Source organism: Deinococcus marmoris, assembly GCF_001949125.1.
GTDB lineage: Bacteria > Deinococcota > Deinococci > Deinococcales > Deinococcaceae > Deinococcus > Deinococcus marmoris_A.
In genome coordinates, this window is sequence record NZ_MSTI01000096.1 from 1 (window position 1) to 1,146 (window position 1,146).

At 57.9% G+C, this 1,146-nt stretch carries 1 protein-coding gene; it reads left to right on the plus strand.

Annotated elements, in window-relative coordinates:
* The first annotated feature begins 401 nt into the window (after positions 1-401).
* Positions 402-818, plus strand: coding sequence for a helix-turn-helix domain-containing protein (locus tag BOO71_RS14740; RefSeq protein ID WP_075833689.1), 417 nt, complete (start codon positions 402-404; stop codon positions 816-818).
* The last annotated feature ends 328 nt before the right edge of the window (positions 819-1,146 follow it).

The following is a 1,146-nucleotide window of genomic DNA, read 5'->3' on the forward strand; positions in this document are numbered from 1 at the left end:
GATCAAAATCGTGTCGCAGGTGGACAGCAAGCTGCTGTTGTTCATCTGGACTCAGCACCGTGGGTGCGCCCTGGTTGTGCGCCCGGCCATCCCCTAAACCGTCCAGCCCCAGGGTGTGATACCGCTGCAAAATGTGACGCGCCCCAGAGACGGAGTATTTGGTCAGTTCCAAAAGCTCAGTTTCTGTTCTGCCTTCCGCAAGGAAGGCAAAGAACTGCGCTCTGCGCCGCTCCACAGCGCAGGTACTGGCCCGATAAATGGCCCAGAAGTCGTCAGCGGAGTGCTGGAGTTGGATGGAAGAGAAGAATTTTTTGATCTGGACAGTCTACAAGATTTAATCGGAGTCCGTATTACGTGGTAGTCACAGTCATGGCAAATTGACCATAAGGAGGCAAAGACCAATGTTCACCACCTACGAAACGCAGACGAGCGGTACCAGGATCAGGATTCTGAACGTTCCCACCACGTTTGATGCCTCCGGGGAGGAGCTGGGCTTTTCTCTAAAGGTCATGCGTGATCTGGAAATTCTGATTGCACAGGCATTAAGTAACGCAGCATCAGATAGCACAGCGGTAGAACTGGAATATCAGCCCCTGGCCCCCGCTCCCGATCCGGTCAGTCTGGAATTGCGGCGTGCCCTGCGGCTGCGGCGGATGAGCGGCGCACAGATGGCGCAGGAGCTGGGTGTCACGCCGCCCGTGGTCTCACGCTGGCTCAGCCCTGATTACCACGCCCACGGCATGGAAACCATCCGGCGCATGGCCGAGGCGCTGGAAATGGATGTGGAAGTGCGGCTGATTCCCAAACGCTCTGCCTGATCTGTTCGGTAGAAGGCTGGAATCATAACCGACATGCCTGACATGAGGGGCGTCCGGGGCGTATCCCCGGACGTATGCAATCACCCTCACTCGACAGTTTCCGCTGCCTTAACCCCGCCTGTCCAGCCGCTGGACAGTCAGGTCTCGGGAATATTCGTCACCGCAAGTGGTACAACACGCGCTCGGGGCCACGCCGGTTGCTCCGCTGCTCGACCTGCACCCGGGAATTTAGTGAACTCAAAGGCACTGCCCTGTGGAACGTGAAACTCCCCTGGGAGCGGGTGGAGAGCATCGTGGAGCACGTGACGCGCGGGAACAGCTTCAAGCA

Coding starts and splice junctions, on each gene's coding strand:
- BOO71_RS14740 (WP_075833689.1), top strand. CDS start 402: ATGTTCACCACCTACGAAACGCAGACGAGCGGTACCAGGATCAGGATT.